The organism is Brevundimonas sp. KH_060 (genome assembly GCF_057838275.1).
Window position 1 is genome coordinate 199,218 of the sequence record NZ_CM174463.1, and the last position, 26,375, is coordinate 225,592.

Here is a 26,375-nt window from a genome sequence, read left to right on the forward strand (position 1 = left end):
TTCCGGGCGCTTCAAGATGCTTGGCGATCATGAATCCGCTGATAATGATACCCGCTCGCATGGCGGCCACCCGTTTGCCCGGCAAACCCCTGGCCGACATCGGCGGCAAGCCGATGATCGTACGCGCCTGGGAACAGGCCATGGCCTCGGGCTTCCGCGTCGCCGTGGCGGCGGGCGATCCGGAGATCGTCGCGGCGGTGCAGGCGGCGGGCGGCGAGGCGGTGCTGACCGATCCCGACCTGCCCAGCGGCTCGGACCGCATCCTGGCGGCGGCCCAGGCGGTTGATCCCGAGGGGGCGCATGAGGTGGTCATCAACATCCAGGGCGACATGCCCTTCGCCTCGCCGAATCTTGCGAAAGCCTGCGCCGAACTGCTGGCGCGCGAATCAGCCTGCGACATCGCCACCCTGGTCGCGGCCGAGGCGGACGTCTCGGATCGGACCAATCCCGATGTCGTCAAGGCGGTGCTGGCCCTGCCGGAGGGCGGGACGAGCGGTCGCGCCCTCTATTTCACGCGCTCGACCCTTTACGGCGACGCTCCCGTGTGGCGTCACGTCGGCATCTACGGCTATCGCCGTGAAGCCCTGGCTCGCTTCTGCGCCGCCCCGCCGTCGCCGCTGGAGAAGCGCGAAAAGCTGGAGCAGTTGCGCGCCCTGGAAATGGGCCTGCAGATCTGGGCCTCGGTGATCGATGAAGCGCCGCTGTCGGTGGACAATCCGGCGGACCTGGAGGCCGCGCGGGCGCTGGCCTGATCAGTCGTCCTCGCCCGGTTCGCCGTCGTCGGGGATGGCGGGCATCTCCACGGCCGGGGCCAGGGTGACGATCTCCTTGATCTCGGCGCCGGGGAAGGCCTGCATGATGGAGACGATGAAGGGGTCGGCCTCGACCGCCGCACGGCGGGCGATGCGGGCCTTCTTCTCGACCTCGATCAGGGTCTCGCCGCCGCCCTGACCGTTGGCGGCGATCAGCCAGGTGCGGCCGGTCCATTCCTTCAGCCGCCCGGCCAGACGCCGCGCCAGATCGTGCGGCGAGCCCTCGGCCGGTTCATAGGTGATGGCGCCGGGACGGAAGCTGACCACCCGGACGTAGCGCTCTACGTCCATCTGCAGGGTGATCTCGCGCTTCTCGCCGATCAGGGCGACCACGGCCTCGAAGCTCTGTGGGTCGGGCAGGGCGGGCGTCGGCATCGGGCGCGCCGCCAGCATGGCCGAGGCGCCGCCGCCTCCACCGCCGCCAGAGCCGCCGCGAGGGCCGGCCCCGCCGCCTGGGACGCCGCCCGACTGGATCGCCTTCAGCGCCTCTTCCGGGCCGGGCAGGTCGGCGGCGTAGGCCAGACGCACGATGGCCATCTCCACCGCATCGGCCGGGTTGGGCGCGCGCCGCACTTCGTCCAGCGCCTTCAGCAGCATCTGCCAGGTGCGCGACAGGGTTCCGGCCGAGATCGCCGCGCCCAGCGCCGCCAGCTTCTGCGCCTGATCGCCGGGCAGGCGGGTCGCGTTCGGTCCCAGCATCTTGGCGACCGAGGCCGCGTGGCAATGCTCCAGAAGGTCGTTGGCCACCTGCACCGGATCGGCGCCGTAGCCGTACAGGGTGCGGAATGTCGTCAGGGCCTCGGCCGTCTTGCCCGCCATCGTCTGTTCGAACAGGGCGATGGTCTGGGTGCGGTCGGCCAGACCCAGCATGTCGCGCACCGTGGCCGTCTCGACCACCGCGCCGCGTTCGGCCTGAACCAGCGCCTGATCCAGCAGGCTGAGGCCGTCGCGCACCGACCCTTCAGCCGCGCGCGAGATCAGGGCCAGGGCCTCCTGCTCGATCTTCATGCCTTCGCGATCGGCGACGCGGCCCAGATGGCCGACCAGAACCTCCGGCTCGACCCGGCGCAGGTCGAAACGCTGGCAGCGGCTCAGGATCGTCACCGGCACCTTGCGGATCTCGGTGGTGGCGAAGATGAATTTGGCGTGGGGCGGCGGTTCTTCCAGCGTCTTCAGCAGGGCGTTGAACGCCTGCGTCGACAGCATGTGGACCTCGTCCAGCACATAGACCTTGTAGCGGGCCTCGACCGGCGCGTAGCGGACGCTTTCCAGGATGTCGCGGATGTCGTTGACGCCGGTGTGCGAGGCGGCGTCCATCTCCATCACGTCCATGTGCTGGCCCGCCATGATGGCGGCGTCGTGCCGCCCCGTGGGTGTCAGCGCCAGGGACGGCTTGTCGATGGTCTCGGTTTCATTATTCAGCGCGCGGGCCAGCAGGCGCGCAGTCGTCGTCTTGCCGACGCCCCGCACCCCGGTCAGCATGAAGGCGTGGGCGATGCGGCCGGTGGCGAAGGCGTTGGTCAGGGTGCGGACCATCGCTTCCTGACCGATCAGGTCTTCGAAGGCGCGCGGCCGGTATTTGCGGGCCAGGACGGTGTAGGCCTCGCCCTCGGCGGGCGGCGCTTCGAAAGCCTTGGGAGCGGGGACGGGCGCGGGCTCCGCCTTCGGTTCAGGCGCGGGTTCGGCCGCAGCGACGGGCGGCGGGGCGCCGAACATGTCGTCGGTGTTGGGGTCGCGCACCTCGACTTCGGGCGCGTCTTCCTCCCACGGAGGACCATCGAGACTGTGATCGGCGTCGCTCATGGCCCACTCTTAGCGCGAAGGAGCGCGCTCGCGCACCCCCTCGCGCCGCTGAGAGGCTCAGAGATCGGTGGGCAGTTGGCCGCCGTTGTCGCGGATCTTCTGGATCACCTGCTTGTGCAGCCAGATGTTCATGCTGGCGCTGTCCGACTTGTCGCCGGTGTAGCCCAGTTCGTCGGCCAGCTCCTTGCGCTCGGCCAGCGAGGATTCCAGGCCGATCAGCTTCATCAGGTCGACGATGGAGGTGCGCCAGTTCAGCTTCTGCGCGCGCTGCTCGTTCATGAAGTCGAGGATGCCGGCGACGTCGACCTCGGCCGCGGGCTGAGGCGCCACGGCGGCGGCCGTGGGCGCGGGGGCCGGGGTCGGGGTCGGGGCCGCCGCTTCGGGCGCGGCGGCGGCGGGGGTCGCCGCCGGGGCTTCCTTCTTCCTGAAGACGCCGCCAAGAATCTTGCCGAGTATGCTCATTCGCCTGCTCCTGATCGTGGGGATCGAAGTCCTTTCAGCGAATGAGGCGCGCCCCGGTTCCGTGAAGCTTGCACGACGGGCTTTCCGCGTCGTCGTTCGCTCCCTTCCTCGCCGTCATCCTCGGGCTTGACCCGAGGATCCAGAACCGCGTCTGCCGGACGCCGTAGCGCACGCCGCTTTATTCAGCCGCCGTCGGCGCGGCTGGATCCTCGGGTCAAGCCCGAGGATGACGGCGCATAGACGTGAGCCGGGCGCGCACAAACGCGTTCAAGCAGTCGATCAACGCGTGATCGACGATAGCGCACTAAAATATCAGGAAAGTAGAGACCGCGACCCGAAGGTGAATTCGTTGTGGCTGCTGCCTTCCGGCCCTGACCAGGTTGGCGAAGCCTTCGCCCGCGATCTCCGAGAGGGGATATGAAGGCGGACGGCGCGGGAATCAAGCCCTCCCCTGCACGCGCCGTCGGGGCTATGTAGCGTCATGCCCTATCGCAACGCCTTTTCAGGCAATCCGCTCGACCGCTCCGGCGACCTTCGCAACGACGCCGCATGGCTGGCCGAGCAGGAGGCCAACCCCGAAGCCCTGGCCATGATCCTGTGGGAGGGTCGCCCGCTGATCGAAACCCATGAGGGGGCCGAGCGGCTGGTCTGGCTGTCGCTGGGTCATGCGCGCGATCTGGCGCGCGACCGCGACATCTTCCTGGGGCTGTGGAAGGGCGCGCCGGTCTTCGCCGCCGAGTTCGAAGGCTCCATCGACCCGACCAGCGGACCCGCCGGGGGCCTGGGCCGCTTCGTCGAGATGCGCGAGGCGGCCGTCGTCCTGCCCGAGGCCGACGCCGGCATCGCCGCCACGGCCAAGAGCCTGTTCGACTGGCGCCGCCGCCACGGCTTCTGCGCCGCCTGCGGCAAGGCCACGGATCAGGCGTCCGGCGGCTGGAAGCGCGTCTGCCCGGCCTGCGGGACCGAGCATTTCCCGCGCGTTGATCCGGTCGTCATCATGCTGCCGGTCTATAAGGGCGGGGCCGAACCGGTCTGCCTGCTGGGCCGTCAGGCCGCCTGGCCCGAGGGCCGGATGTCGGCCCTGGCCGGTTTCATGGAGCCGGGCGAAGCGATCGAGGAGGCCTGCGCTCGCGAGGTGATGGAGGAGGCGGGGCTGACGGTGTCGGACGTGCGCTACCACTCCAGCCAGCCCTGGCCCTTCCCGGCCCAGTTGATGATCGGCCTGATCGCCGAGGTCACGACTGACGAGGCCGCCCCCGATCAGACCGAGCTGGAAGCCGTCGCCTGGCTGACGCGCAGCGAAGCGCGCGCCGTGCTGGACGAGACGCACCCGACCATCCATGCCCCGCCGCCCTACGCCATCGCGCGACGGCTGCTGGAAAGCTGGGCGCACGGCGAGGACTAAGCCCTCGGGACAAGGCCCGAGGGCTGACCGGCTTACAGGATCTGGGCGGCTTCCTCGAAGTCGAGGCGAGGCGAGCGCGGGAACAGGTTCTCGTCCGTGCCGTAGCCCAGGTTCATGATGAAGTTCGGCTCGACGTTGCTGTCGGGGAAGAACTCAGCCTTCACGCCTGCGGCGTCAAAGCCCGACATCGGACCGACATCCAGACCCAGGGCGCGTGCGGCGATGGTCAGATAGCCCCCTTGCAGCGAGGCGTTGCGGAAGGCGGCTTCACGACGGCCGGCTTCTTCCGGGAACCAGTCGCGAGCGCCCGGCGCGTGCGGGAACAGCTTGGGCAGGGTCTTATGGAAGTCGACGTCCTGGGCGATGATCAGATTGACCGGCGCGGCCAGGGTCTTGGCGCGGTTGCCCTCGGCCATGTGGGTCGACAGCCGGGCCTTGGCCTCGGGCGAGGTGACGAAGACGAAGCGGGCCGGGGTCATGTTGACCGCCGTCGGGCCGAACTTGGTCAGGTCGTAGAGCTTGCGGATCAGGGCTTCGGGCACGGGGCGGTCGCTCCAGCCGTTGCGGGTGCGCGCCTCGGTGAACAACTGGGCCAGAACCGGATCGGAGACCGGCGTGTCGCGGGTCGGAAGGGCGTCAAAGGCCATCAGGGCTTCTCCAGAAACTGATTGGTAACTTCAAGTGTGGCTAATTAGGTTTGTGCTGCGACATCGTCAAGGGGATCGGCTACATTTGTTGTGACGAATGCTGAAACGACAGGTCGGGCAGGGCTTTCTTCGCCGGGGTCTGGAGCCGCGCGGCGCTTCGCCTTATCTAGAGGCCATGAAAGACCTCAACGCCCTGATGCAACAGGCCCAGGCGATGCAGCAGAAGCTGCAGGACGCCCAGGCGAAAATGGCCGAATCCACCGCCGAGGGCACCTCGGGCGGCGGCCTTGTCTCCATCGCTCTGAAAGGCCCCGGCGAGATCACTTCGGTGAAGATCGACGACAGCCTGATGACCCCCGGCGAGGGCGAGATCCTGGCCGATCTGATCGTCGCCGCCCACGCCGACGCCAAGCGCAAGCTGGACGAGATCAACAACGCCCTGATGCGCGACGCCGCCGGGCCGATGGCCGGGATGAACATCCCGGGAATGCCGAAACTCTTCTGATGGCCGCTTCCGCCGGGCCGGAAATCGAACGGCTCATCAGCCTGCTTGCCAAGCTGCCGGGCATGGGGCCGCGCTCGGCCCGGCGCGCGGCCCTGGCCCTGCTGAAGCGGCGCGAGCAGTTGTTGGTCCCGCTGGCGGCGTCCTTGGCCGAGACGGCGGACAAGGTCGTCAACTGTTCGGTCTGCGGTTCGCCCGATACGCGCGATCCCTGCTCGGTCTGCGCCGATCAGAGCCGCGACAACGCCCTGATCTGCGTGGTCGAGGAGGCCGGCGCCCTGTGGGCGATGGAGCGCTCGGGCGCCTTTCGCGGCAAGTATCACGTCCTGGGCGGCCTCTTGTCCGCCCTGGACGGCGTCGGCCCCGAACAGCTCCGCATCGCCGAACTGATCGGCCGGGTCAAAGGCGGCGAGATGGGCGGCGGGGAGGCGAGGGAAGTCGTCCTCGCCCTGCCCGCCACCGTCGACGGCCAGACCACGGCCCACTACCTGGCCGAGCGCCTGTCGGCGGCGGGGGTGCAGGTCACGTCGCTGGCGCGCGGCGTGCCCGTCGGCGGCGAGCTGGACTGGCTGGACGACGGCACCATCATCCAGGCCTTGCGGGCGCGACGACCCGCTTAGGGCCTTCGCCTGATCCGCCGCCGCATCACGCGGTCGCCCAGCGCCTCGGCGTATTTCAGGGTGAAGGCCAGGGCGGCGGGATTGCCGCGTCGGGGACCGACCGAATCAGCCATCACCGCTCCGCGCTCGCCGAGCGGCAGGGGCGCGCCCGTGGTGGTGTCGAGCGCTGTCTGGTGCTCGATCTCGGCGTTCAGCCGGGCGCCCATCAGGATCACCTGCACCGAGAACCAGGTCCACAGCAGGAAGCCCATGGCCGCCGCCAGCGGGCCGTAGGAATCGGTGCGGACGAAGGTGGTCAGAAACCAGCTGAACAGGAAGGACACCAGCAGGCTCAGGCCGGCCGCGAACAGCGCGCCCGGCGTCAGCCAGCGCCAGCGCGCCCGCGCTCGGCTCGGCCCCAGCCGGTAGATCAGGGCCAACGCCCCGACATAGCCGAAGAACAAGAGCGGCCAGCGCAGGGGCGCCAGATAGGCCCACTCGTCCTCCAGGCCGAACACGGCCAGCACCACGGGCACGCCGACCACCAGGGCCGAACTCAGCATAACCGCCGCCATGGCCGAGACGGTGAAGCCCATGCACACCAGATTGTAGATCACGATATTGCGCCGTTCGACCTCGTGATAGGCGAGGTTCAGGCCATAGAAGAGGGTCTTGATCCCCCCATTGGCCGCCCACAGCGTCAGCAGCAGGGTCCAGATCAGGGTGAAGGTCAGCTGGCCGGTGGAATTGCCCGCCAGCCGCGTCATCTCCGTTCCCAGGAACTGGGCCACGTTCGCCGGCAGCACCTCATAGAGGAAGCTGAGTTGGCCCCAGGCGTCGGCCGGATCGGCGAACAGGCCGTAGATGGTGACGAAGGCGCCCAGCGTCGGGAACAGGGCCAGCAGCAGGAAGAAGGTCACGCCCCCGGCGACGAAACCGACACGGTCGCCGAAATAGCCCATGACCGTCCGCCACAGGATGTCGACCCAGCCTTTGTGCGGGATCTGCAGCGGCCGCTGGGCCAGGCGGCCGCGACCGGGCTCTTCGGCGTCATAGTCCTCGGGCGTGGGATCGCGCGGGGGCAGGGGCTCGGGCCGCGGGGGCCGTAGCTCCAGGCCGAAGCGATGGCCTTGAGTATAGAGCAGGTGCGCCGCCGTGGCGCCGGTCGCCAGTCCGCCCGCCGCCGCGGCCAGATACCGCAGCAGCCCGCCCGCCGCCCGGTGTGCGCCACCCGCCGCACGGCGCTTCCGGGCGCTCGACGCGCGATGATTCGACCGTGGTTTCATCCCCATTCGCCCTTCAACGGCCACGCTGCGCGGCCGTTCCGTCTTGAAATCATCTCTTGCAGACCCCAATCACCGGGAATGTCCGATCTGAACACCCCACCGACCCTGCTGACCGCCTGGAAAGGCGCCCAGGCGCGCCTGAAGGCCGCCGGCATCGACAGCCCCTCCATCGACGCGCGCCTTATGCTTGAGGCGGCGACGGGCGCGGGCCGTGTCGATATCCTGAACGACCCCTATCGCGCGCTCAGTCCTGAGCAAACCCTGGCGCTGGACGCCATGGTGGATCGCCGCCTGCGCCGCGAGCCGGTGTCGCGCATCCTGGGCCGCAAGGGCTTCTGGAAGATCATGCTGAACGTCACCCCCGACGTGCTCAGCCCGCGTCCCGACACCGAGACGGTGGTGGACGTCATCGTCCGCGCCTTCCCGCCCAACAGCGCCTTCGACATGGCCGACCTGGGCACGGGTTCGGGCGCCATCCTGCTGGCCGCCCTGGCCGAGCGGCGCGGCGCGCGCGGCGTCGGCACCGACATCTCGACCGAGGCCATCGCTGTGGCGCGCGAGAACGCGGCCAATCTGGATCTGAACCACCGCTGCACCTTCATGCGGACCGACTGGGCGGCGGGCTTCGCCGACGACAGTTTCGACCTGGTGGTGTCCAACCCGCCCTACATCCCCAGCGGCGACATCGCCGGTCTGGATCCCGAGGTGCGCGAGCACGACCCGCATCTGGCGCTGGACGGCGGTCCGGACGGTTTGCAGCCCTATCGCGACCTGGCGCCCGAAATCGCCCGCATCCTGCGCCCCGAAGGCGTCTTCGCCGTCGAGATCGGCTGGGACCAGGGCGATGCGGTCAAGGCCCTGTTCGAGGCGGCGGGCTTCACCGACGTCAAGGTTGTGAAGGACCTGTCGGATCGCGACCGCGTCGTCACCAACGGTCCGGACCCGCGCGTGGGCCCGATCCCCGAGGCTGAAGCGCCGCTGCAATAAAAACCCTTGGAAAGCGTCTCTCTGCGCGCTAAGTCCGTGTTGTTCCCCATTCAAACGCATCCTTTTCGGGCAGGTTCGCTCGTTTAAGCGCGTCTGGGTTCAGTGATGGCCACGCCCCTAAGACGGACGCGGCGGACCACGGGGGACACACGGTTTTCCGAACAGCTCGCACCGGGGATTGGCCCCGAACGAACGGAACGACGAACAGGGTCCCGACCGTCCTTTATGACGGCGGCCCGCACCAGCACGGTAAGCTCCGATGAGAGATTTCAAGGGCATGAAGCGTCAACGCGGACGCAACCGTAAGCCCGGCGGCGGTAATAACGCCAACGCGACCAATCCGAACCGGTCGTGGGATTCGCAAGGTCCCGAGAACATCAAGGTCCGGGGCAACGCCCAGACCGTCTATGAACGCTATATGCAGCTGGCGCGCGACGCCGCGGCCGCCGGCGACCGCGTTCTGGCCGAAAACTACACCCAGCACGCCGAGCACTATTTCCGCGTGTTGCGCGCGCTTCAGCCGCAGCGCTCGGTCAGCGAAATCGCCCAGCGCGAACAGGCGGGCCAGGGCTTCGACATCGACTTCGAAGATGAATCCGGCGCTCAGGCGGCGGCCATCATCGCAGCGGCGCAGGCCGAGCAGCAGAAGGCCGAGGACGAGGCACGCCGCCAGGCTGAACGCGCTGAGCGCGAGGCCAACCGCGATCGCGAACCGCGTGAGCCCCGCGAACCCCGTGAACCGCGCGAGCCTCGTGAGAACGGCGACGTCGACAACCGCGAAGGCGGTCGCCGTGAAACCCGCCGCGAGCGCTGGGAGCGCCGCCGTGAGGAGCGCAACCGTCGTTTCGAGAACGGCGAATCCGACAATGGGGCTGATGACGACGCCGGCCAGGACGACGGCCAGCCTTTCGAAGCCGCTTCGGAGGTTTCGGCCGACGAGCGTGCGCATGAGACGCCGCCCGTCGAGGCCGGAGCAGAGTCCGACGCTCCGGTCGCCAAGGCGCCCCGCGCCCCGCGTCGTCCTCGCGCGACCGCGGCCAAGGATGAAGCGGCCAGCGACGACGCGGCGGCCCTGCCGGGTTTCCTGACTCGTCCGACGGCGATCGAGGAAACGGCGTCGGATGACGAGACGCCCGCCCCGCGCACCCGCCGCCCCCGCCGCAAGGCTGAGACGGCCGCCGACGACGAATAAGGCGGCGACACAACCCAAGCGGGTGTGTTCATTTTAATGCAACCAATTACGCGTCACTCTCGATCTATCGGGAGGACGTGTGATGCAATTCGTTCTACTGGCGATCGCCCTCGGACTGGCGACAGGCGTCGCGGGCGTCCGGTTGTCGCTCGGCGCCCATGGGCGCATACGCGCGGTGCAGCGGCTGCATGACGGTCAGGTCGCCGCCGCCCAGCGGCGTATCGCCGACCTCGAAGGCGCCGCTTGCGACGTCGAGGCGCGCCTGCTGCGCGCCCAGGCGGTCGAGGCCGCCGGGCGCCGGACCCATACGGCCCTGCTCACCGCTTTCAGCCGTGAGATGCGCGGGCCGCTCGACGCCATACTGGGCTTTGCCGATCTGCTGCGCATCAATGCGGTCAATGAACCGCTCAGCCGACGCCAGAGCCAGGCCGTCGATCAGATTCACGATGGCGCGGCGCGCCTGAAGACTCTGGTCGAGGGGCTGACCGCCTTTGCGGACGCCTCGGGCGTCGGGGCTGCGCGTGAGCGCCTGGACCCTCTGCTGATCGCCCGGCGCATCTGCCAGTCTCTGGCTGGCCCGGCCGAGACGGCGGGGGTCGATCTGCGTCCGCCTCCGTTTCAGGCGGGGCTGACCGTCCAGTCCGAGGCCCGCGCCCTGGATCAGGTGCTGACCAGCCTGATCCGCAACGCCGTGCAGCACAATCGGCCGGGCGGAACGGTCGTGATTGAAGGACGCCGCGTCGCCCAGGAGGTCTGGATCACCGTGCGCGACACCGGGCCGGGCTTGTCTCCTCGCCGGATCGAGACCTTGTTCGAGCCTTTCGCCCGACGCGGCCGGGCCGCCTCGCCGGTCGATGGCGCGGGCGTCGGCCTGGCCGCGGCGCGCCGTCTGGCGGTCGCCATGGACGGCGACTTGACGGTCGAGAGCCAGGAAGGCGAGGGCGCGGCCTTCATCCTGCGTCTGCCCGCTTCACCCCAGGCCCAGGCCGAATCTCGGGCCGAGCTTCAGGCTGCCTTGCCGCTATCGCGCCTGCCGGACGCGGTCCTGCTCTATATCGCCGAGGATGCGGCTGCGGTCGCCTTCATGCGTCATCTGTTGCACGGATTGGGTCCGGTCCAGCTCCACGTCGCGGCGACTGCGCAGGAGGGAGCGGACCTGGCGCGCGACCTTCAGCCCGACGCCGTCATCCTCGATCTGGACCTGCACGGCGGGCAAGGCCTCGCGGTCAAGGCCGCCCTGGCGCAGGAGCCTCTGACCCGCGACCTGCCCGTCATGGCCCTGTCGGCGGCGGTTGAACCGGACGAGGTGCGACGCGCGCAGGCGGCGGGCTTCGCCGAATACCTGATCAAGCCGATCGGGCTTGCCGATCTGGCGGCGGGTTTGTCGCGTCTTCTCGCACCCTCCGGCGTCTCTTCGCAGACCGTGCCGAAGACCGCACGCGCCTGACGACTTCACGCGGTCGCGACGACGGGCGGGGTTGACGCCGCGCCTCATGGCGGCTTCCTAAAGAGAAACGGGGCTTTCGATCCTCGTTGCTTGAGAAGACCGATATGCCGCGTACGCCGAACCGACCTTTCCGGCTCGCTTTCCAGCCCCTGTTCAAGACCATGGTCGGCCCGGCTCTGGCCTCGGCGGCCTTGGCCGCCTGCGCCACGACGCCGCCCCCCCCGCCGCCTCCGCCGCCCCCATCGGTTCCAGCCGCGCCCGAGGCGCCGATCGGGGCCGTTCTGGACGACTGGCGGGGCGTCATCACCCCGGCGGACCGCGACCGCTATCAGCGCCGCGCCGCCGCCTGGAGCCTGGCGCTGGAGCAGGCCCGGCGCCAACCCGGCTCGGGCGATCTGTCGGCTCTGGGCGAGCTGATCGACCCTGACGCCGCCCGTTCCAACGTCGCCCCGCCGCCCGGCGCCTATCGCTGCCGCACCGTCAAACTGGGCTCCCAGGGCGATGAAGGCGGGCTCGGCTATGTGGTTTACGGCTGGTTCGCCTGCCGCATCGAGCAGACGCCCGGCGGGCTGAAGCTGGTCAAGCGCACCGGCTCTCAGCGTCCGGCGGGCCTGCTCTTCCCCGAGAGTGACCGCGAGATGGTCTTCCTCGGCTCTATGGCCCTGGCGTCCGAGCCGACGGCCCGCAGCTACGGCCAACGCGCTGAACGCGATCTGGTCGGCGTGCTGGAGCGGATCGGCGAGCGGCGCTGGCGCCTGGTCACGCCCTGGCCGGCAGCGGAATCCAACCTCGATCTGCTGGAGTTGGTCCCGGCGCCGCCGTCGCGCTGAACCGTCGCCGTTCCTGTCCGTTAGGGCTGGATGATTGTGGAGACCCCCATGCGCCTCGGATTCGCCTGCGCCGCTGTTCTCATGAGCGCCGCCCTGGCCGGCTGCGACCGCGCCGCCGCGCCGGATCAACCGCCCGCCTCCTCGCCTGCCGCGCCCGATGAAGCGACGCCCGAGGTCGTTTCGCCCGCGCCTGAGGCTGTCGCGCCGTCCCCCGGCGAGCAGGGCGGAGGCGACGACTGGCGTGCGGTCGCCGCGCCCGCCGACGCCAGCCTGCTGGGCCGCCTCGACCAGGCCTGGAGCCTGGCCCGCGCCGAAGCCGAGGCGCGGGGCTTCGCCGACGAAGTCGAATCCCTCGGCGTCCTGGTCGATCCCAACGCCGGACAGGCGGGCCGTCTTCAACCGCCGCCGGGCGACTACCGCTGCCGCACCGTCAAGCTGGGCGCGCGCCAGGCGCAGGGCCTGGCCTATGTCGCCTATCCGGCCTTCCGTTGCCGCGTCGAACTGACGCCTGGCGGCGACCTGATCCTCGAGAAGACGACCGGCAGCCAGCGCACCCGCGGCCTGCTCTACCCCGACACCGATCGGCGCCTGGTCTATGTCGGCGCCCAGGCCTGGGGCGACGAGACCGGCTTTCCCGCCTATGGCGCCAAGGCCGAGCGCGACCAGTTGGGGGTGTTCGAACGCATCGGGCCGCAACGCTGGCGCCTGGTCATTCCCTTCCCCAAGCAAGAGTCCAAGCTCGACATTCTGGAGCTGACGCGCTGATCGCAGCTTGACCGGGCGGGGCCGCGCCCGCCACCCTGAACGCCTTATCGCTTTCAACCTTGGAGCACCCGCATGCGCGGCGTCGGCCTCACGCTCGGATCCATCATCGCCATCGCCGTTGTGCTGGCGGTCGTCCTGATCGGCTTCCCCACCTACAACGTCTATTCCAAGCAGATGGCGGGCAAGGCCGCCTATGAAGAGGCGGTGCAGAACCGCCGCATCCGCGTGCTGGAAGCTCAGGCCGCCCTGGACTCGGCCAAGCTGACCGCCGCCGCCGAGATCGAGCGCGCCAAGGGCGCCAATGAGGCCAACCGCATCATGGCCGAGGCGCTAGGCGGCCCCGAGGCCTATCTGCGCTGGTCCTACATCAACATGCTGCAGGAAACGGCCGGCAAGGAAGGCCGCCAGACCATCTACATCCCCACCGAAGCGGGGATGCCGATCCTGGAGGCCGGCCAGCGTCCGGCGACCCGTTAGGTCGAAGGCTACGGAACCCGGGGCGCCGCTCAGGCCTTCTGTCGATCACGAACGGTTGAAGGAAGGGATGTTTCATGAAGTTGCGGCTGTCAGTACGGGGCTTGCCCGTTCTCATCGGATTCATGATGCCGGCTCTGGCGGCGTGTGGTCAGGGTCAGGCGGAAAAGGCTGAGAACGCGGCGCCGCCGCCCGCAGTCGCCGCGCCTGAAACGGCGCCGTCCCCGACGGTCGCAGCGTCTCCAGCTCCTCCTCCGGCGGCGGCGGCGCTCCGCTCTTCGCCAGGCCCTCGAGGGTCAGACCGTGGACCTGACGCGGGTCCAGGTCACAGGCTCCATCCTGACGGTGGAGCTACGCTACACGCCGCCGCCTGGCGAAACGGTCTCCCAGTGGTTCTTCAACCTCAGTGACGTCAGCGTCATCGACGACGCCACCTCGCAGCGCTACGGCGTGTTGCAGGATGAGGAGAAGAAGTGGATGGCGGCGCCGCTTTCAGGCGGGCGGATCGGCGTCAGCACAGGGCGGGACAAGCCGGCGATCATCTGGTTCAAATTCCCTGCGCCGCCCGCCGAAAGCGGCACCATCTCCTTGAACATGCCCGATGTCAGTCCGTTTGACGGCGTGCCGGTGCAGCGGTGAGTCGAGTGCGCATCGGGGCTTGCGTCGCCCTGGCGACAGGGCTGGTCGTGGCTCTGGCCGCCTGTTCCGGCGAGCGGTCCGATGAGTCTGGCCCGTCGCCCACCGCTGCGCCGACGGCTTCGTCGCAGGTGGAGGCGAACCCTGTCACGCCGTCGACGGCGGGGGCTGGCGCCCAGAACGCCGGTTTGGGCGGCGGCGCTCGCCTGACCGGTCAGGTCAGCGGCCTCACCGGCCGGATCAGCGGCTTCGCCATGCGCCAGACCGAGGCGCAGACCATTGTCGAACTGGCGTCCGACGTGCTGTTCGCCTTCGATTCCGCCCGGCTGACGGCAGAGGCGGAGGCGGCGCTGCGTCGCACGGCCGAACTGGCTGCGCAGGCGGGATCGGGCCGCATCACCGTGGTCGGCCATACCGATTCGGTCGGCGAGGACGCCTATAACCTCGCGCTGTCCAAGCAACGGGCCGAAGCGGTGGCGCAGTGGCTCGCGGCGTCGGGCGGCGTCCCGGCTGATCGCCTGCACGCCGAGGGGCGCGGCGAAGCCGAGCCCGCAGCGCCCAATGCGACGACCGACGGCCAGGACGACCCCGAGGGCCGCGCCAGGAACCGCCGCGTCGTGGTCGCTATTCCGCGCGCCTGAGTCGCCGCCTCAGACCCGCGTCAGCCGCAGATCCTGATAGTCGTAGCTGAAGTCGATGTCGGGTGAGACGCCCTTGACCGTCGCCGTGGCGGGCTTGGCCGTGGCGATGCTGAAGGTGATGAAGGCGTCTTCCTCGCGCTTGTCGGGGAAGCGGGTGCGGAAGGTCTCGCCGTCATAGGGCTCCAGCCAGCCTTGCAGCGCCGGGGTGTGGGTGAAGCGCAGCCACAGGCCGGACTTGCGGTTGCGACCGCGCCCTTCCGTCTTCGGCTCGATGACGATGTCGCCGTACCAGGGATCGCGCCAGGTTCCGGCATAGGCCTCCAGCGGCATGGACGGCGCCGCGCCCGCCGCCTGTTTGGCGTCGATCTCGACGGCGGCCTTCAACGACTTCTCGGTCCCCTCGGCCTCGATCCGTTTGGAATCGGCGATCCAGTCGACGTCGACCTTGTTCATGGCGATGTCCGACAGGCCCGAGCGCAGGGCGCGTAAGAGGAAGCTCTCTTCGGCGTTGGTGAAGACCGAGAAGCCGATCTTACGGCCGGGGATCAGCACCGTGGCCGAGATGCCGCCGGGCGAACCGCCGCCGTGGGTCGCCAGCCGCTCGCCGCGATAGTCCTGCACCTGCAAGCCCATGGCGTAGGTCGAGGCCACGGCCCGGTTCGGCAGGGCCGCCGTCGGTCCGTTGGACGATGAGACCACGATGTTCGGCTTGTACATCTCGCGCGCGGCGGCTTCGGAGAACAGGCGCGAGCCGTCGGCCAGTTTGCCGTCGTTCAGGCGCACGGCGATCCACTTGGCCCAGTCGTGGGCGCTGGCGCAGATGCCGCCTGCCGCCGCCGCCGAATCCCAGTTCCAGACCTCGACGATCGACTCGGCGATCTGGGTCATCGGCCCCTGATAGCGCAGGGGCGGCCCGACGCGGCCGTGCGGCAGGGCGGATTTCGTCGGATCGGCCAGACGGGCCAGCGGCGCGCTCTCGCTCATGCCCACGCGGTCGAAGATGCGGGTCTGGACGAAGGCCTCCCACGACAGGCCAGACACCTTCTCGATCACCGCGCCCGCGACCACGAACATCAGATTGCAGTAGTGGTAGTCCTCGCGGAAGCCGTCCTCGATCGGCACGAAGGCGGCCTGGGCCAGAACCTCGGCGCGCGTCCGGTCGCTGTTGGGCCAGAACAGCAGGTCGCCCGCGCCCAGGCCGAAACCGGCGCGGTGGCTGAGGGTGTCGCGCACGGTGATGCGCTCGCCCACCATCGGGTCCGACAGGGTGAAGTCGGGCAGATAGGTGCGGATCGGCTCGTCCCATTTCACCTTGCCCTCGTCGACCAGCATGGCGAGGCAGGCGGCGGTGACGTTCTTGGAGTTCGACGCGATGGCGAACAGGGTGTGTTCGTCGGCCGGTTCGGCCTTGCCCTGACGGCGCACGCCATAGCCCTTGGCCAGCACCGTCTTGCCGTCGCGCACCAGGGCCAGCGACACGGCGGGCTGCTCCGGCCAGGCGGCCATGCAGCGCTGAACCCAGGCGTCGGCGGCGGCGGCGATCTCCTCGTCCGAGCGCGTGTCGGCGCTGGTCTGCGCCCAGCCGGTCGCGGGCAGGGCCGCCCCCGTGGCGGCGACGGCGGAAGAGATCAGCGCCGCGCGGCGCGACAGGCGGATGGACATAGGCGAAGCTCCCGACATGAACGGCGACGCTAACGCCGCCGCTTCGCCGGGCCAAGGGGCGACGTCCTTCGATCCGCTCATCCCGGCGTCCGCCGGGGTGAGCGGAGATTTCACAGACTCTAGGCCGCCAGTCGCCACCGTTGCAGATGCTCCAGCACGTCCGCCACGATCTGGGCGCGGGTGAAGCCGGTCACGTCGCGCGGGCGCATGCCGTCGCCGGTCACGGCGCTCAGCCGCCATTCCAGCGCGCGGCGGCTTTCAGGGGCCTCCAGCGCGGTCAGGGCAGGCAGGGGCCGCGAGCGCGCGCCCAGCCGATAGAGGAAGTCCCGCCCGTTGGCGTGCTCGACCCGCAGCCAGACGCCGTTGTCGTCGCTCTGGACCTCGCTGTTCTCCAGCCCCTCGGCGGCGACGGCGGCGCGCACTTCTTCCAGCGCCGGGGCGCCGTGACGGGCGATCTGACGGTCGATGTCGCGGCGGCTGGCGGGCGCCAGGATGCGCTTGAGCTGTTCGCGCAGCGGCGGCGCCTCGGTCTCGACGGCCTCGCCCCTCAGGTCGGCGTTCATCTGCCGCGCCAGGCCGAAGCAGGCCAGGATCATGATGACGGCGAAGGGCAGGGCTGCCACCAGGGTCGCCGCCTGCAAGGCGCCGAGGCCCCCGGCCAGCAGCAGCAGGGCCGCCGCCAGCCCCTCCATCGCGCACCAGTAGACCCGCTGCCAACGCGGCGTGTCTTCCGCCCCGCCCGAGGCCAGGGTGTCGATCACCAGCGAGCCGGAATCCGCCGAGGTGACGAAGAAGACCGCCACCAGGGCGATGGCCAGGACCGAGGTGATCGCCGTCCCCGGCAGATATTCCAGGAAGCGGAACAGGGCCGTCGACAGGTCCGCCTGCACAGCCTCGGAAATGGCCCCGGCCGCCACGCCCAGGTCCAGGCTCATGGCCGAATTGCCGAAGACCGTCATCCACAGGAAGGTGAAGCCCGTCGGCACCAGCAGCACGCCGATCAGGAACTCGCGCACCGTGCGTCCGCGCGAGATGCGGGCGATGAACATGCCGACGAACGGCGACCAGGCGATCCACCAGGCCCAGTAGAACAGGGTCCAGTCCGCCATCCAGGCGCGCGGCTCATAGGCGTAGAGGGTGAAGGTGCGGACGAAGAAATGGTCCAGATAGAGGCCGAAATTCTGCACATAGGCCCGCAGCAGGAACAGCGTCGGCCCCGCGATCAGCACGAACAGCATCAGGCAGACGGCGATGACCAGGTTCAGCTCGGACAGGCGCCGCACCCCCTTGTCCACGCCCGTCAGGACCGAGATCGTCGCCGCCCCCATGACCACGGCGATCAGCCCGACCTGCATCATCACATTGCTGGGCACGCCGAAGACGTAGTTCAGTCCCGAGTTCATCTGCGCCACGCCCAGCCCCAGCGAGGTGGCGATGCCGAACAGGGTGCCGCAAATGGCGAAGATGTCGACCGCGTCGCCCAGCCAGCCGTTCACCCGCTTGCCCAGCAGGGGATAGAGGCTGGACCGCATGGTCAGGGGCAAGCCCTTGCGGTGCGCGAAATAGGCCAGGCTCAGCCCCACCACGGCGTAGATGGCCCAGGCGTGCACGCCCCAGTGGGTATAGGTGATGACCATGGCCTCGCGCGAGGCCGTCAGGGTGCCGGGCTGGGCCTCGGGCGGGGCGATGTAGTGCTGCACCGGCTCGGCGACGGCGAAATACATCAGGCCGATGCCCATACCCGCCGCGAACAGCATCGCCAGCCACGAGACATAGGGGAAGTCCGGTTCGGCGTCGTCCGGCCCCAACTTCAACCGTCCGGTCGGCCCGACGGCCAGAACGGCCACGAACAGCAGGAAGCCCGCCACGGAGGCCACGTAGAACCAGCCGAAGGTGTCGATCACCCAGGCCTGGGCGCGCCCGAAAAGCAGGCCGGACGTGGCGGGCGCCGTCAGGGCGAGCAGCAGCAGCCCGCCCGCGATGGCGCTGGCCCCCCAGAAGACACGGGGGTTCATCTTAGTCGTCAGCATGGGCTCCTAATCGCACAGCGACGCTTGAGGTTCCAATTGAGGTCCAATCTGCAACCGGCGGAAGGACTGGCGTTGCGGCGAAGCTTGCTGACTTTATGACCGTAGGATGCTGGATATGGGGCTGGACATGCGCCGTCTCGCCATCACTCGGGACGGCTTTACGCGACGCTGAAGCAACACCCCCTTGCGTGTCCTCTCGGCCACACCCACCTCCTTTGCGACAGCTCAAGGCGTCGCTTCGTGAAAGGGCGCATTGAGTCGAAATCCGCCTCCTGAGGGGAAACCGAACGACATGAATCTCGACCTCTATTCCGACCGCGCCAAACAGGCCGTCCAGTCCGCCCAGTCGCTGGCGCTCGCGCGCCGTCACCAGCAGTTCGCGCCCGAGCACCTGTTGAAGGTGCTGCTTGAGGAACGCGACGGCCTGGCTCGCAAACTCATCGATCAGGCGGGCGGCGATCCGTCCGCCGTCGAACTCGTTACGGAGGGCCTGCTGAAGAAGCGGCCCCAGGTCGAGGGCGGCTCCGGCCAGCTCTATCTGGACGGCGACACCGCCCGTGTGTTCAGCGCCGCCGAGGGCGCCGCGAAAAAGGCGGGCGACGCCTTCGTCACCACCGAACGCCTGCTGGCCGCCATCGCCAAGGAGGGCGGCGCCGCCGCCGAGGCGCTGAAGTCCGCCGGAGTTACGGCCAAGAAGCTGGATGACGCCGTCGCCGAGATCCGCAAGGGCAAGATCGCCGACAGCGCGGGCGCAGAGGACAGCTTCGACGCCCTGAAACGCTACGCCCGCGACCTGACCGAGGCCGCGCGCGACGGCAAGGTCGACCCCGTCATCGGCCGCGACGAAGAGATCCGCCGCACCATTCAGGTGCTGGCTCGCCGCACCAAGAACAATCCCGTCCTGATCGGCGAACCCGGCGTCGGCAAGACCGCCATCGTCGAGGGGCTGGCCCTGCGCATCGTCAACGGCGACGTGCCCGAAAGCCTGAAGGACAAGAAGGTTCTGTCGCTCGACATGGGCGCGCTCATTGCGGGCGCCAAATATCGCGGCGAGTTCGAGGAGCGGCTGAAAGCCGTGCTGAACGAAGTCGCCGCCGCCGAGGGCCAGATCGTCCTCTTCATCGACGAGATGCATACCCTGGTCGGCGCGGGTAAGGGCGACGGGGCGATGGACGCCTCCAACCTGCTCAAGCCTGCACTGGCGCGTGGCGAACTGCACTGCGTCGGCGCCACCACGCTGGACGAGTACCGCAAGCACGTCGAGAAGGACGCGGCCCTGGCCCGTCGTTTCCAGCCGGTCTTCGTCTCCGAGCCCACCGTCGAGGACACGGTGTCGATCCTGCGCGGCCTGAAAGAGAAGTACGAGGTCCACCACGGGGTGCGGATCAGCGACAGCGCTATCGTCGCCGCCGCCACCTTGTCGAACCGCTACATCACGGACCGCTTCCTGCCCGACAAGGCCATCGATCTGATCGACGAGGCCGCATCGCGCGTCCGCATGGCTGTCGATTCAAAGCCCGAGGCGCTCGACGAAATCGACCGTCGTCTGGTCCAGCTGAAAATCGAGCGCGAGGCCCTGAAGAAGGAAAGCGACAGCGCCTCGCAGCAGCGTCTGGAGAAGCTGGAGGACGAGATCGCCGATCTGGAGGGCCAGTCGGACGACATGACCGCCCGCTGGAAATCCGAGAAGGACAAGGTGGGGCAGGGCGCCCAACTGCGCGAAACGCTTGACCGCCTGCGCGCCGAACTGGCCGCCGCCCAGCGCGCGGGCGACCTCGGCCGCGCGTCAGAGATCGCCTACGGCCAGATCCCGCAACTGGAACGCCAGCTGGCCGAGGCCGAAGCCGCCGAGAAACCGGCGGAAGGTCCGCTCACCCCCGAGGTCGTCGACGCCGAACAGATCGCCGCCGTGGTCAGCCGCTGGACCGGCGTGCCCGTCGACAAGATGCTGGAAGGCGAGCGCGAGAAGCTGCTCAAGATGGAGGATGAACTGGGCCGCCGCGTCGTCGGTCAGGACGAGGCCCTGGCCGCCGTCTCCGACGCCGTGCGCCGCGCCCGCGCCGGTTTGAACGACCCCAACAAGCCGCTGGGCAGCTTCCTCTTCCTCGGCCCGACGGGCGTGGGCAAGACCGAGCTGACCAAGGCGCTCGCGGGCTATCTGTTCGACGACGACAACGCCATCACCCGCATCGACATGTCCGAGTACATGGAGAAACACAGCGTCAGCCGTCTGATCGGCGCCCCTCCGGGCTACGTCGGCTATGACGAGGGCGGCGCCCTGACCGAGGCCGTGCGCCGTCGCCCCTATCAGGTCATCCTGTTCGACGAGGTCGAAAAGGCCCACCCCGACGTCTTCAATGTGCTGCTTCAAGTGCTGGACGACGGCCGCCTGACCGACGGTCAGGGCCGCACCATCGACTTCAAGAACACCCTGATCATCATGACTTCCAACCTGGGCAGCCAGTATCTGGCCGACCAGCCCGAGGGCGAGGACGTCGAGGCCGTGCGTCCCCTGGTCATGGAACAGGTCCGCGCCCACTTCCGGCCCGAGTTCCTCAACCGCATCGACGAGATCATCCTGTTCCACCGCCTCGGCCGCGAACAGATGGGCGGCATCGTCCGCATCCAGCTGGCGCGTCTGGAGAAGCTGATGGCCGACCGTCGCCTGACGCTGGCTCTGGACGACAGCGCCCTGACTTGGCTCGCCGACAAGGGCTACGACCCAGTGTATGGCGCACGGCCGCTGAAGCGCGTTATCCAGAAGGAACTGGTCGACCCCATGGCCAAGAAACTGCTGGCCGGCGAGATCGAGGACGGCTCGGTGGTCGCCGTGTCAGCGGGCGCGGACGGGCTGGAGATCGGCAAGGCGCGGGTGCACTAGCTCAAGCCCTAGCTGCCATGATCTGAGAAAGGGGCCGCGGAAACGGCCCCTTTCTTTTTTGTCTCTTTCCCTTCCGTTCTCCTCCGGCAAGCCGCGTCAGTGGCTCCGGCCGGAGAATCTGGCGGCGCACAGGAGCGCGAAAGACCCACGCCCAGCGGCTAACTGCAAAGATCGCTTTCGGCGTAGCCGGGTTCTCCGGTCTCTACTTCGCTTCGCTGGAGGATGGCGAAAGAGGTCGTCGGACGCCGATTGAGCCTCACCCCAGCACCGGCATCACCTCCCCCCCGTCGCAGACGAAGATGCTCATGTGGGGGTGGTTCTCGAACAGGCGGACCGCCGCCTCGTGGCTGTCGGCGCGCACGACCATGAAGACGGTCAGCAGGTTGACCACGTCCGCCACTTCGCCGTCGTCGCCGATGCGTTTGGTCGGGCCCAGCGGGCCGCCCTGAAAGACGATGGAGTCGCGGTGCGCCTCTTCCCATTCGGCGACGGCGGCCACGCCGATGCGGGCCGTCTCGGCTTGCTGGGCCTCGCTCATGGCGCGCCAGGCCCGCCACTTGGGGCCGGTCTTGTCGCTGGTGAAGACGGCCAGGTAATGGGTCTCGGCGCTCATCAAAGCCTCCCGTTTGCGGAAGCCTCGTCCCTTTGCGCGTGCTGGGCAAGCGGCGCCGAGCAGGGTGTTCGACGCGGCCTGCTCGACTGCGCTCAAGCAGCGAGCGACCGCGTCGCGAGCGTTAGCGCCCTTAGATGTGGATCGCGTGGCCCAGCGCCCGCAGGGACGCCTCGTGGAAGGCTTCGCCCAGCGTCGGGTGGACGTGGATGGTGCCGGCCACGTCTTCCAGGACCGCGCCCATCTCCAGCATCTGGGCGAAGCTGTTGGACAGTTCCGAGACGTGCTGGCCGACGGCCTGAATCCCTAGCAGACGGTGGTCCGTCTTGGAGGCGATGACGCGGACGAAGCCGCCGTCCTCGCCCGCCTCGATGGCCAGGGCGCGGCCGATGGCGGCGAAGGGGAAGACGGCCTGGATCACGTCGTCGCGGCCCTTCACGTCATCGAGGCCGAGGCCCGCCGAGACGATTTCCGGCTCGGTGAAGCAGACGGCGGCGATGGTGGTCGGATCGAACACGCGGTCGTGCCCGGCGATGATCTCGGCGACCACTTCGCCCTGGGCCGAGCCTTTGTGCGCCAGCATGGGTTCGCCGGTCAGGTCGCCGATGGCCCAGACGTTCTTCATGCTGGTGGCGCAGCGATCATCGATCTTCACGAACGGGCCGTTCATGGCCACGCCCATGTTCTCCAGGCCCCAGCCCTGGGTGCGGGCGCGGCGGCCGACGGTGACCAGCACTTTGTCGGCGTCCAACTGCATCGGGTTTCCGTCCTTGTCGGTGACGTTCAGCTTGCCGTCTCCGAACCCGCCCGCGCGGGCGCCCAGCAGCAGCTGCACGCCATGCTTTTCCAGCCATTTGGCGACGGGGTCGGTCAGGGCTTTGTCGTAGAGCGGTAGGATGCGCTCGGCCATCTCGACGATGGCGACTTCGGCGCCCAGCTTGCGGAAGGCGATGCCCAACTCCAGGCCGATATAGCCGCCGCCGACGACGACCAGCTTCTTCGGCACTTCCGGCAGGCTCAGGGCCTCGGTGGACGAGATCACATCTCCGCCGAAGGGCAGGAAGGGCAGTTCGACCGGCTCCGACCCCGTAGCCAGGATGACGTGTTCGGCGGTGATGCGGATGTCGCCGTCGTCGGTCTTCACGGTGCAGGTCTTGGCGTCGGTGAACTCGGCCCAGCCCTTGATGACCTTGACCTTGGCCTTCTTCAGCAGGGCGGCGACGCCAGCGTTCAGCTTCTTGACCACACCGTCCTTCCACTCGACCGTCTTGGACAGGTCGATGGCCGGGGTCGAGGCGGTGATGCCCAGCGTGCCCGCGTCAGACGCGGCCTTGGCCACCGTCTCAAACTTGCCCGCCGCGTGGATGATGGCCTTGGACGGGATGCAGCCGACGTTCAGGCAGGTGCCGCCGAGACCGGGCGACGCATCCACCAGCACGGTCTCCAGCCCCAGCTGGCCGCAACGGATGCCCGCCACATAGCCGCCGGTTCCGGCGCCGATGATCAGGACTTTGGTCTTGAGGGTCTGCATCAAACTCTCCGCTCATCCCCGCGGAGGCGGGGACCCAGGTTTCGGCTACGCGCTCAACGTCTCGGTCAGATCGCGCCAGCCGGGGTTCATGTCTTCAATCAGCCGCAGCTTCCACTGGCGGTTCCACTTCTTGATCTGCCGCTCCCGCTGAAACGCCGCCTCGCGGGTTTCGTGGGCCTCGAACCAGACCAGTCTTTCGACCTCATAGCGGGCGGTGAACTTGGAGCCCGCCCCTTCCTTGTGCTGCCAGGCTCGCAGACCGATGTCGTCCGTCGAGCCTGTGTAGAGCGTCCCATTCCGTCGGCTGGCCATGATGTAGGTGAAGAAGGCCAAGGGCGGGGTCCGAAGCTAAAGCCTGGGTCCCCGCCTCCGCGGGGATGAGCGGAAGGAAGAGGCTGGGTTCTTAGCTCATCCAGAGCGTGGCCGGGTTCTCCAGCAGGTTCTTGATCTTCTGCACGAAGACCGCCGCGTCATGGCCGTCGACGATGCGGTGATCGAAGCTGGAGGACAGGTTCATCATCTTGCGCACGACCATCTGGCCGTTGCGCACCACGACACGCTCCTCGATCTTGTTCGGACCGACGATGGCGACTTCGGGGTGGTTGATGATGGGCGTGTGCACCACGCCGCCGAGCGTGCCCAGCGAGGTGATGGTGATGGTCGAGCCGGACAACTCCTCGCGCTTGGCGCTGCCGTCCTTGGCGGCGCCCGAGACGCGGGCGATCTCCTCGGCCGTGTCATAGGCGTCGCGCGCCTCGGCATGGCGGACGACCGGGACCATCAGGCCGTTCGGCGTCTGGGCGGCGATGCCCAGGTGGACGGCGTTGTGCTGGGTCAGCACGCCCGCCTCGTCGTCATAGGTGGCGTTGATGTTCGGCTGGTCCTTCAGGGCCACGACGATGGCGCGGGCGATGAAGGGCAGGACGTTCAGCTTAGCCTTCCCCGTGCCCTTGTTCTGGGCGTTCAGGTGGGCGCGCAGCTCTTCCACCGCCGTCATGTCGATGTCCTCGACATAGGTGATGTGCGGGATGCGACGGACGCTCTCGGCCATCTTCTCCGCGATCTTGCGGCGCAGGCCGATGATACGGACTTCGTTGGCGCCCTCGGCCTTGGCGTAGAGCGAGCCGCCCGAGGCCGTAGCCGGGGCGATGGTGCCGCCGCGCGCGACGAAGGCGTCCAGATCGGCGTGCTCGATGCGGCCTGCGGGGCCGCTGCCCGGCACGAAGACAAGGTCGATGCCCAGATCACGCGCGCGGTTGCGCACGGCGGGCGAGGCCAGCGGGCGCTCGCCCGGCTGGCGGCCGGTCAGGGCCGGAACGGGCTTGGCGTCGGCCTTGGGCGCAGCAGCAGGCTTGGCGGCTGGTGCGGCGACAGGAGCCGGTGCGGCCTTCTCAGCCCTGGCGACAGGCGCCGGGGCAGCGGAGGGGGCCTCGGCGACATTGCCCTTGCCCTCGACCTTGAAGCTGACCAGCGGGCCGCCGACGGCGATCTGTTGACCGGCTTCGCCGTGCAGGGCGACGACGACGCCGGAGACCGGACTGGTCAGTTCGACCGTGGCCTTGTCGGTCATGACCTCGGCCAGGATCTGGTCTTCCTGAACCGCGTCGCCGACCTTGACGTGCCAGCCGACCAACTCGGCCTCGGCCGTGCCTTCGCCGACGTCGGGCAGTTTGAAGACGTGGTTGGCGCCGGCGGCGGCGGCCGGGGCCGGGGCGGCCTCGACCTTCGGCGCGTCGACCGGAGCAGCAGCAGGTTCCGGCGCGGCGGCGACGGGCGCGGGGGCCGGTTCATCGGCGGCGGCGTTGCCTTCGCCCTCGATCTCGAACTCGGCCAGCGGGCCGCGCACGGCCATCATCTGACCGGGCTCGCCGTGCAGGGCGGTGACGACGCCCGCGACCGGGCTGGTCAGTTCGACCGTGGCCTTGTCGGTCATGACGTCGGCGACGATCTGATCCTCGGCGACCGTGTCGCCGACCTTGACGTGCCAGCCGACGAGCTCGGCTTCGGCGGTGCCTTCGCCCACGTCGGGCAGCTTGAAGACGAAACGACCCATCTTAACGGCCTCCCGACATGACGGCTTTCAGCGCGTCGGCGACCCGCTGCGGTCCGGGGAAATATTCCCATTCAAAGGCGTGCGGATAGGGCGTGTCCCAACCGGTCACGCGCGCCACCGGCGCCTCAAGGTGATAGAAGCAGCGCTCCTGCACCAGCGCGCTCAGTTCGCCGCCGAAGCCCGAGGTTTTCGGCGCCTCGTGCACGATGACGCAGCGGCCGGTTTTCTTGACCGAGGCCTCGATGGCTTCGATGTCCAGCGGAACCAGGGTGCGAAGGTCGATGACCTCGGCGTCCACGCCCGCATGTTCGGCGCCCGCCAGCGCGACCCAGACCATGGTGCCATAGGCCAGGATGGTGACGTCGGAGCCTTCCTTCATCACGCGGGCCTTGCCGATCGGCTCGACGTATTTGCCGGTCGGGACCTGGGCCAGTTCCTGGGCCTTCCAGGGGCTGACCGGCTTTTCGTGCCAGCCGTCGAAGGGGCCGTTGTAGAGGCGCTTGGGCTCGAAGAAGATGACCGGATCGTCGTCCTCGATCGCTGCGGTCAGCAGACCCTTGGCGTCATAGGGGTTGGACGGGATCACCACCTTCAGACCGGCGATGTGGGTGAACAGGCTTTCCGGCGACTGGCTGTGCGTCTGGCCGCCGAAAATGCCGCCGCCGTAGGGGCTGCGCACCACCATCGGCGTGGTGAACTGGCCGCCCGAGCGATAGCGCATCTTGGCCGCTTCGGAGACGATCTGGTCGTAGGCCGGATAGATGTAGTCGGCGAACTGGATCTCGACGACCGGGCGCAGGCCATAGGCGGCCATGCCGATGGCGGCGCCGACGATGCCGGTTTCCGAGATGGGGGCGTCGAAGCTGCGGTTCATGCCGTGCTTCTTCTGCAGATGGTCGGTGACGCGGAAGACGCCGCCGAAATAGCCCGCGTCCTCGCCGTAGGAGACGACGGTCGGGTCTTCGGCCATCTTGACGTCCAGGGCCGAGTTCAGGGCCTGGATCATGTTCATCGAGGCGACGGCGGGGGCGGCTGCAGAGGCTTCTGGGGCGACCGACGCCGGGGCGTTCTTCTGGTCGACCATGTCGGCTTCAATCTTGTCGTTGATCTCGGCCATCAC

At 68.7% G+C, this 26,375-nt stretch carries 24 protein-coding genes and 1 other RNA gene; 13 read left to right on the plus strand and 12 right to left on the minus strand.

Going from position 1 to position 26,375, the window contains the following annotated elements:
• Nucleotides 1-29: 29 nt before the first annotated feature.
• Nucleotides 30-752 carry a 3-deoxy-manno-octulosonate cytidylyltransferase gene (locus AC3IPP_RS01055; RefSeq protein WP_489150019.1) on the plus strand — a complete coding sequence of 241 codons (723 nt, stop codon included), beginning with the start codon at nucleotides 30-32 and terminating at the stop codon, nucleotides 750-752.
• Here AC3IPP_RS01055 and AC3IPP_RS01060 read toward each other — a convergent pair whose 3' ends face one another.
• From AC3IPP_RS01060 to ffs, 3 genes are all read right to left on the minus strand, one after another.
• Nucleotides 753-2,615: a DNA polymerase III subunit gamma/tau gene (locus AC3IPP_RS01060; protein WP_489150020.1), complete on the minus strand. Its 1,863-nt coding sequence runs from the start codon at nucleotides 2,613-2,615 to the stop codon at nucleotides 753-755. It lies immediately after the preceding gene.
• Between the two features lie 57 nt (nucleotides 2,616-2,672).
• Nucleotides 2,673-3,077 carry a DUF3597 domain-containing protein gene (locus AC3IPP_RS01065; protein WP_489150021.1) on the minus strand — a complete coding sequence of 135 codons (405 nt, stop codon included), beginning with the start codon at nucleotides 3,075-3,077 and terminating at the stop codon, nucleotides 2,673-2,675.
• Between the two features lie 315 nt (nucleotides 3,078-3,392).
• Nucleotides 3,393-3,488: signal recognition particle sRNA small type (gene ffs, locus AC3IPP_RS01070), an RNA gene on the minus strand.
• A gap of 70 nt (nucleotides 3,489-3,558) precedes the next feature.
• Between ffs and nudC the strand changes: the two genes are divergently transcribed.
• On the plus strand, nucleotides 3,559-4,482 hold the full coding sequence (gene nudC / locus AC3IPP_RS01075; RefSeq protein ID WP_489150022.1) for an NAD(+) diphosphatase: 924 nt from the start codon (nucleotides 3,559-3,561) through the stop codon (nucleotides 4,480-4,482).
• 32 nt (nucleotides 4,483-4,514) lie between these two features.
• Here the strand turns inward: nudC and AC3IPP_RS01080 are convergent, their stop codons facing one another.
• Nucleotides 4,515-5,129, minus strand: a complete 615-nt coding sequence (locus tag AC3IPP_RS01080) for a malonic semialdehyde reductase (RefSeq protein ID WP_489150023.1) — start codon at nucleotides 5,127-5,129, stop codon at nucleotides 4,515-4,517.
• 175 nt (nucleotides 5,130-5,304) lie between these two features.
• Here AC3IPP_RS01080 and AC3IPP_RS01085 point away from each other — a divergent pair, with 175 nt between their 5' ends.
• On the plus strand, nucleotides 5,305-5,634 hold the full coding sequence (locus AC3IPP_RS01085) for a YbaB/EbfC family nucleoid-associated protein (protein WP_489150024.1): 330 nt from the start codon (nucleotides 5,305-5,307) through the stop codon (nucleotides 5,632-5,634).
• A complete protein-coding gene (recR, locus tag AC3IPP_RS01090) occupies nucleotides 5,634-6,251 on the plus strand; it encodes a recombination mediator RecR (protein ID WP_489150025.1) in 618 nt (205 codons plus the stop codon). The genes AC3IPP_RS01085 and recR overlap by 1 nt, the downstream gene beginning before the upstream one ends.
• On the opposite strand, the gene AC3IPP_RS01095 is transcribed toward recR, so the two are convergent.
• Entirely contained in the window at nucleotides 6,248-7,516 is a 1,269-nt protein-coding gene (locus tag AC3IPP_RS01095) for a YihY/virulence factor BrkB family protein (RefSeq protein ID WP_489150026.1), read from the minus strand. The two genes, recR and AC3IPP_RS01095, sit on opposite strands and share 4 nt — an antisense overlap.
• 78 nt (nucleotides 7,517-7,594) lie before the next feature.
• Here AC3IPP_RS01095 and prmC point away from each other — a divergent pair, with 78 nt between their 5' ends.
• From prmC to AC3IPP_RS01135, 8 genes are all read left to right on the plus strand, one after another.
• Nucleotides 7,595-8,503, plus strand: a complete 909-nt coding sequence (prmC, locus tag AC3IPP_RS01100) for a peptide chain release factor N(5)-glutamine methyltransferase (RefSeq protein WP_489150027.1) — start codon at nucleotides 7,595-7,597, stop codon at nucleotides 8,501-8,503.
• Nucleotides 8,504-8,780: 277 nt separating this feature from the next.
• Nucleotides 8,781-9,695: a DUF4167 domain-containing protein gene (locus AC3IPP_RS01105; RefSeq protein ID WP_489150028.1), complete on the plus strand. Its 915-nt coding sequence runs from the start codon at nucleotides 8,781-8,783 to the stop codon at nucleotides 9,693-9,695.
• 82 nt (nucleotides 9,696-9,777) lie between these two features.
• Nucleotides 9,778-11,142, plus strand: coding sequence for a hybrid sensor histidine kinase/response regulator (locus tag AC3IPP_RS01110; RefSeq protein ID WP_489150029.1), 1,365 nt, complete (start codon nucleotides 9,778-9,780; stop codon nucleotides 11,140-11,142).
• A gap of 104 nt (nucleotides 11,143-11,246) precedes the next feature.
• Nucleotides 11,247-11,972, plus strand: a complete 726-nt coding sequence (locus tag AC3IPP_RS01115; protein WP_489150030.1) for a DUF4893 domain-containing protein — start codon at nucleotides 11,247-11,249, stop codon at nucleotides 11,970-11,972.
• Nucleotides 11,973-12,020: 48 nt separating this feature from the next.
• Nucleotides 12,021-12,737, plus strand: a complete 717-nt coding sequence (locus AC3IPP_RS01120) for a DUF4893 domain-containing protein (RefSeq protein WP_489150031.1) — start codon at nucleotides 12,021-12,023, stop codon at nucleotides 12,735-12,737.
• A 72-nt stretch (nucleotides 12,738-12,809) separates the two neighbouring features.
• Nucleotides 12,810-13,214, plus strand: coding sequence for a hypothetical protein (locus AC3IPP_RS01125; protein ID WP_489150032.1), 405 nt, complete (start codon nucleotides 12,810-12,812; stop codon nucleotides 13,212-13,214).
• A 300-nt stretch (nucleotides 13,215-13,514) separates the two neighbouring features.
• Nucleotides 13,515-13,850, plus strand: coding sequence for a hypothetical protein (locus AC3IPP_RS01130; RefSeq protein WP_489150033.1), 336 nt, complete (start codon nucleotides 13,515-13,517; stop codon nucleotides 13,848-13,850).
• Between the two features lie 5 nt (nucleotides 13,851-13,855).
• Nucleotides 13,856-14,488 carry an OmpA family protein gene (locus tag AC3IPP_RS01135; protein WP_489150034.1) on the plus strand — a complete coding sequence of 211 codons (633 nt, stop codon included), beginning with the start codon at nucleotides 13,856-13,858 and terminating at the stop codon, nucleotides 14,486-14,488.
• A gap of 9 nt (nucleotides 14,489-14,497) precedes the next feature.
• Here AC3IPP_RS01135 and AC3IPP_RS01140 read toward each other — a convergent pair whose 3' ends face one another.
• Both AC3IPP_RS01140 and AC3IPP_RS01145 read right to left on the minus strand, forming a co-directional pair.
• Nucleotides 14,498-16,150, minus strand: a complete 1,653-nt coding sequence (locus AC3IPP_RS01140) for a serine hydrolase (protein WP_489150035.1) — start codon at nucleotides 16,148-16,150, stop codon at nucleotides 14,498-14,500.
• Between the two features lie 119 nt (nucleotides 16,151-16,269).
• Complete coding sequence (locus AC3IPP_RS01145; protein WP_489150036.1) at nucleotides 16,270-18,180, minus strand: BCCT family transporter; 1,911 nt, start codon at nucleotides 18,178-18,180, stop codon at nucleotides 16,270-16,272.
• A gap of 292 nt (nucleotides 18,181-18,472) precedes the next feature.
• Here AC3IPP_RS01145 and clpB point away from each other — a divergent pair, with 292 nt between their 5' ends.
• Nucleotides 18,473-21,061, plus strand: coding sequence for an ATP-dependent chaperone ClpB (clpB, locus tag AC3IPP_RS01150; RefSeq protein ID WP_489150037.1), 2,589 nt, complete (start codon nucleotides 18,473-18,475; stop codon nucleotides 21,059-21,061).
• A gap of 256 nt (nucleotides 21,062-21,317) precedes the next feature.
• Here the strand turns inward: clpB and AC3IPP_RS01155 are convergent, their stop codons facing one another.
• From AC3IPP_RS01155 to AC3IPP_RS01175, 5 genes are all read right to left on the minus strand, one after another.
• Nucleotides 21,318-21,674, minus strand: coding sequence for a hypothetical protein (locus AC3IPP_RS01155; protein WP_489150038.1), 357 nt, complete (start codon nucleotides 21,672-21,674; stop codon nucleotides 21,318-21,320).
• 130 nt (nucleotides 21,675-21,804) lie between these two features.
• Entirely contained in the window at nucleotides 21,805-23,202 is a 1,398-nt protein-coding gene (gene lpdA / locus AC3IPP_RS01160) for a dihydrolipoyl dehydrogenase (RefSeq protein WP_489150039.1), read from the minus strand.
• A 45-nt stretch (nucleotides 23,203-23,247) separates the two neighbouring features.
• On the minus strand, nucleotides 23,248-23,535 hold the full coding sequence (locus AC3IPP_RS01165) for a GIY-YIG nuclease family protein (RefSeq protein WP_489150040.1): 288 nt from the start codon (nucleotides 23,533-23,535) through the stop codon (nucleotides 23,248-23,250).
• 70 nt (nucleotides 23,536-23,605) lie between these two features.
• A complete protein-coding gene (locus AC3IPP_RS01170) occupies nucleotides 23,606-25,255 on the minus strand; it encodes a dihydrolipoyl dehydrogenase family protein (RefSeq protein WP_489150041.1) in 1,650 nt (549 codons plus the stop codon).
• Nucleotide 25,256: 1 nt separating this feature from the next.
• The gene (locus AC3IPP_RS01175) at nucleotides 25,257-26,372 is read right to left on the minus strand and encodes an alpha-ketoacid dehydrogenase subunit beta (protein WP_179204975.1); all 1,116 of its coding nucleotides are present in this window, start codon (nucleotides 26,370-26,372) and stop codon (nucleotides 25,257-25,259) included.
• Nucleotides 26,373-26,375 lie beyond the last annotated feature (3 nt).

Bases quoted from the DNA above. Each gene is read 5' to 3' on its own strand.
- clpB (WP_489150037.1), top strand. From the start codon at position 18,473: ATGAATCTCGACCTCTATTCCGACCGCGCCAAACAGGCCGTCCAGTCC.
- AC3IPP_RS01110 (WP_489150029.1), top strand. From the start codon at position 9,778: ATGCAATTCGTTCTACTGGCGATCGCCCTCGGACTGGCGACAGGCGTC.
- AC3IPP_RS01060 (WP_489150020.1), bottom strand. From the start codon at position 2,615: ATGAGCGACGCCGATCACAGTCTCGATGGTCCTCCGTGGGAGGAAGAC.
- AC3IPP_RS01125 (WP_489150032.1), top strand. From the start codon at position 12,810: ATGCGCGGCGTCGGCCTCACGCTCGGATCCATCATCGCCATCGCCGTT.
- AC3IPP_RS01145 (WP_489150036.1), bottom strand. From the start codon at position 18,180: ATGCTGACGACTAAGATGAACCCCCGTGTCTTCTGGGGGGCCAGCGCC.
- AC3IPP_RS01170 (WP_489150041.1), bottom strand. From the start codon at position 25,255: ATGGGTCGTTTCGTCTTCAAGCTGCCCGACGTGGGCGAAGGCACCGCC.
- AC3IPP_RS01140 (WP_489150035.1), bottom strand. From the start codon at position 16,150: ATGTCCATCCGCCTGTCGCGCCGCGCGGCGCTGATCTCTTCCGCCGTC.
- nudC (WP_489150022.1), top strand. From the start codon at position 3,559: ATGCCCTATCGCAACGCCTTTTCAGGCAATCCGCTCGACCGCTCCGGC.
- AC3IPP_RS01065 (WP_489150021.1), bottom strand. From the start codon at position 3,077: ATGAGCATACTCGGCAAGATTCTTGGCGGCGTCTTCAGGAAGAAGGAA.
- AC3IPP_RS01115 (WP_489150030.1), top strand. From the start codon at position 11,247: ATGCCGCGTACGCCGAACCGACCTTTCCGGCTCGCTTTCCAGCCCCTG.
- AC3IPP_RS01055 (WP_489150019.1), top strand. From the start codon at position 30: ATGAATCCGCTGATAATGATACCCGCTCGCATGGCGGCCACCCGTTTG.
- AC3IPP_RS01105 (WP_489150028.1), top strand. From the start codon at position 8,781: ATGAAGCGTCAACGCGGACGCAACCGTAAGCCCGGCGGCGGTAATAAC.
- AC3IPP_RS01080 (WP_489150023.1), bottom strand. From the start codon at position 5,129: ATGGCCTTTGACGCCCTTCCGACCCGCGACACGCCGGTCTCCGATCCG.
- AC3IPP_RS01175 (WP_179204975.1), bottom strand. From the start codon at position 26,372: ATGGCCGAGATCAACGACAAGATTGAAGCCGACATGGTCGACCAGAAG.
- AC3IPP_RS01095 (WP_489150026.1), bottom strand. From the start codon at position 7,516: ATGAAACCACGGTCGAATCATCGCGCGTCGAGCGCCCGGAAGCGCCGT.
- AC3IPP_RS01085 (WP_489150024.1), top strand. From the start codon at position 5,305: ATGAAAGACCTCAACGCCCTGATGCAACAGGCCCAGGCGATGCAGCAG.
- AC3IPP_RS01155 (WP_489150038.1), bottom strand. From the start codon at position 21,674: ATGAGCGCCGAGACCCATTACCTGGCCGTCTTCACCAGCGACAAGACC.
- lpdA (WP_489150039.1), bottom strand. From the start codon at position 23,202: ATGCAGACCCTCAAGACCAAAGTCCTGATCATCGGCGCCGGAACCGGC.
- AC3IPP_RS01120 (WP_489150031.1), top strand. From the start codon at position 12,021: ATGCGCCTCGGATTCGCCTGCGCCGCTGTTCTCATGAGCGCCGCCCTG.
- recR (WP_489150025.1), top strand. From the start codon at position 5,634: ATGGCCGCTTCCGCCGGGCCGGAAATCGAACGGCTCATCAGCCTGCTT.
- prmC (WP_489150027.1), top strand. From the start codon at position 7,595: ATGTCCGATCTGAACACCCCACCGACCCTGCTGACCGCCTGGAAAGGC.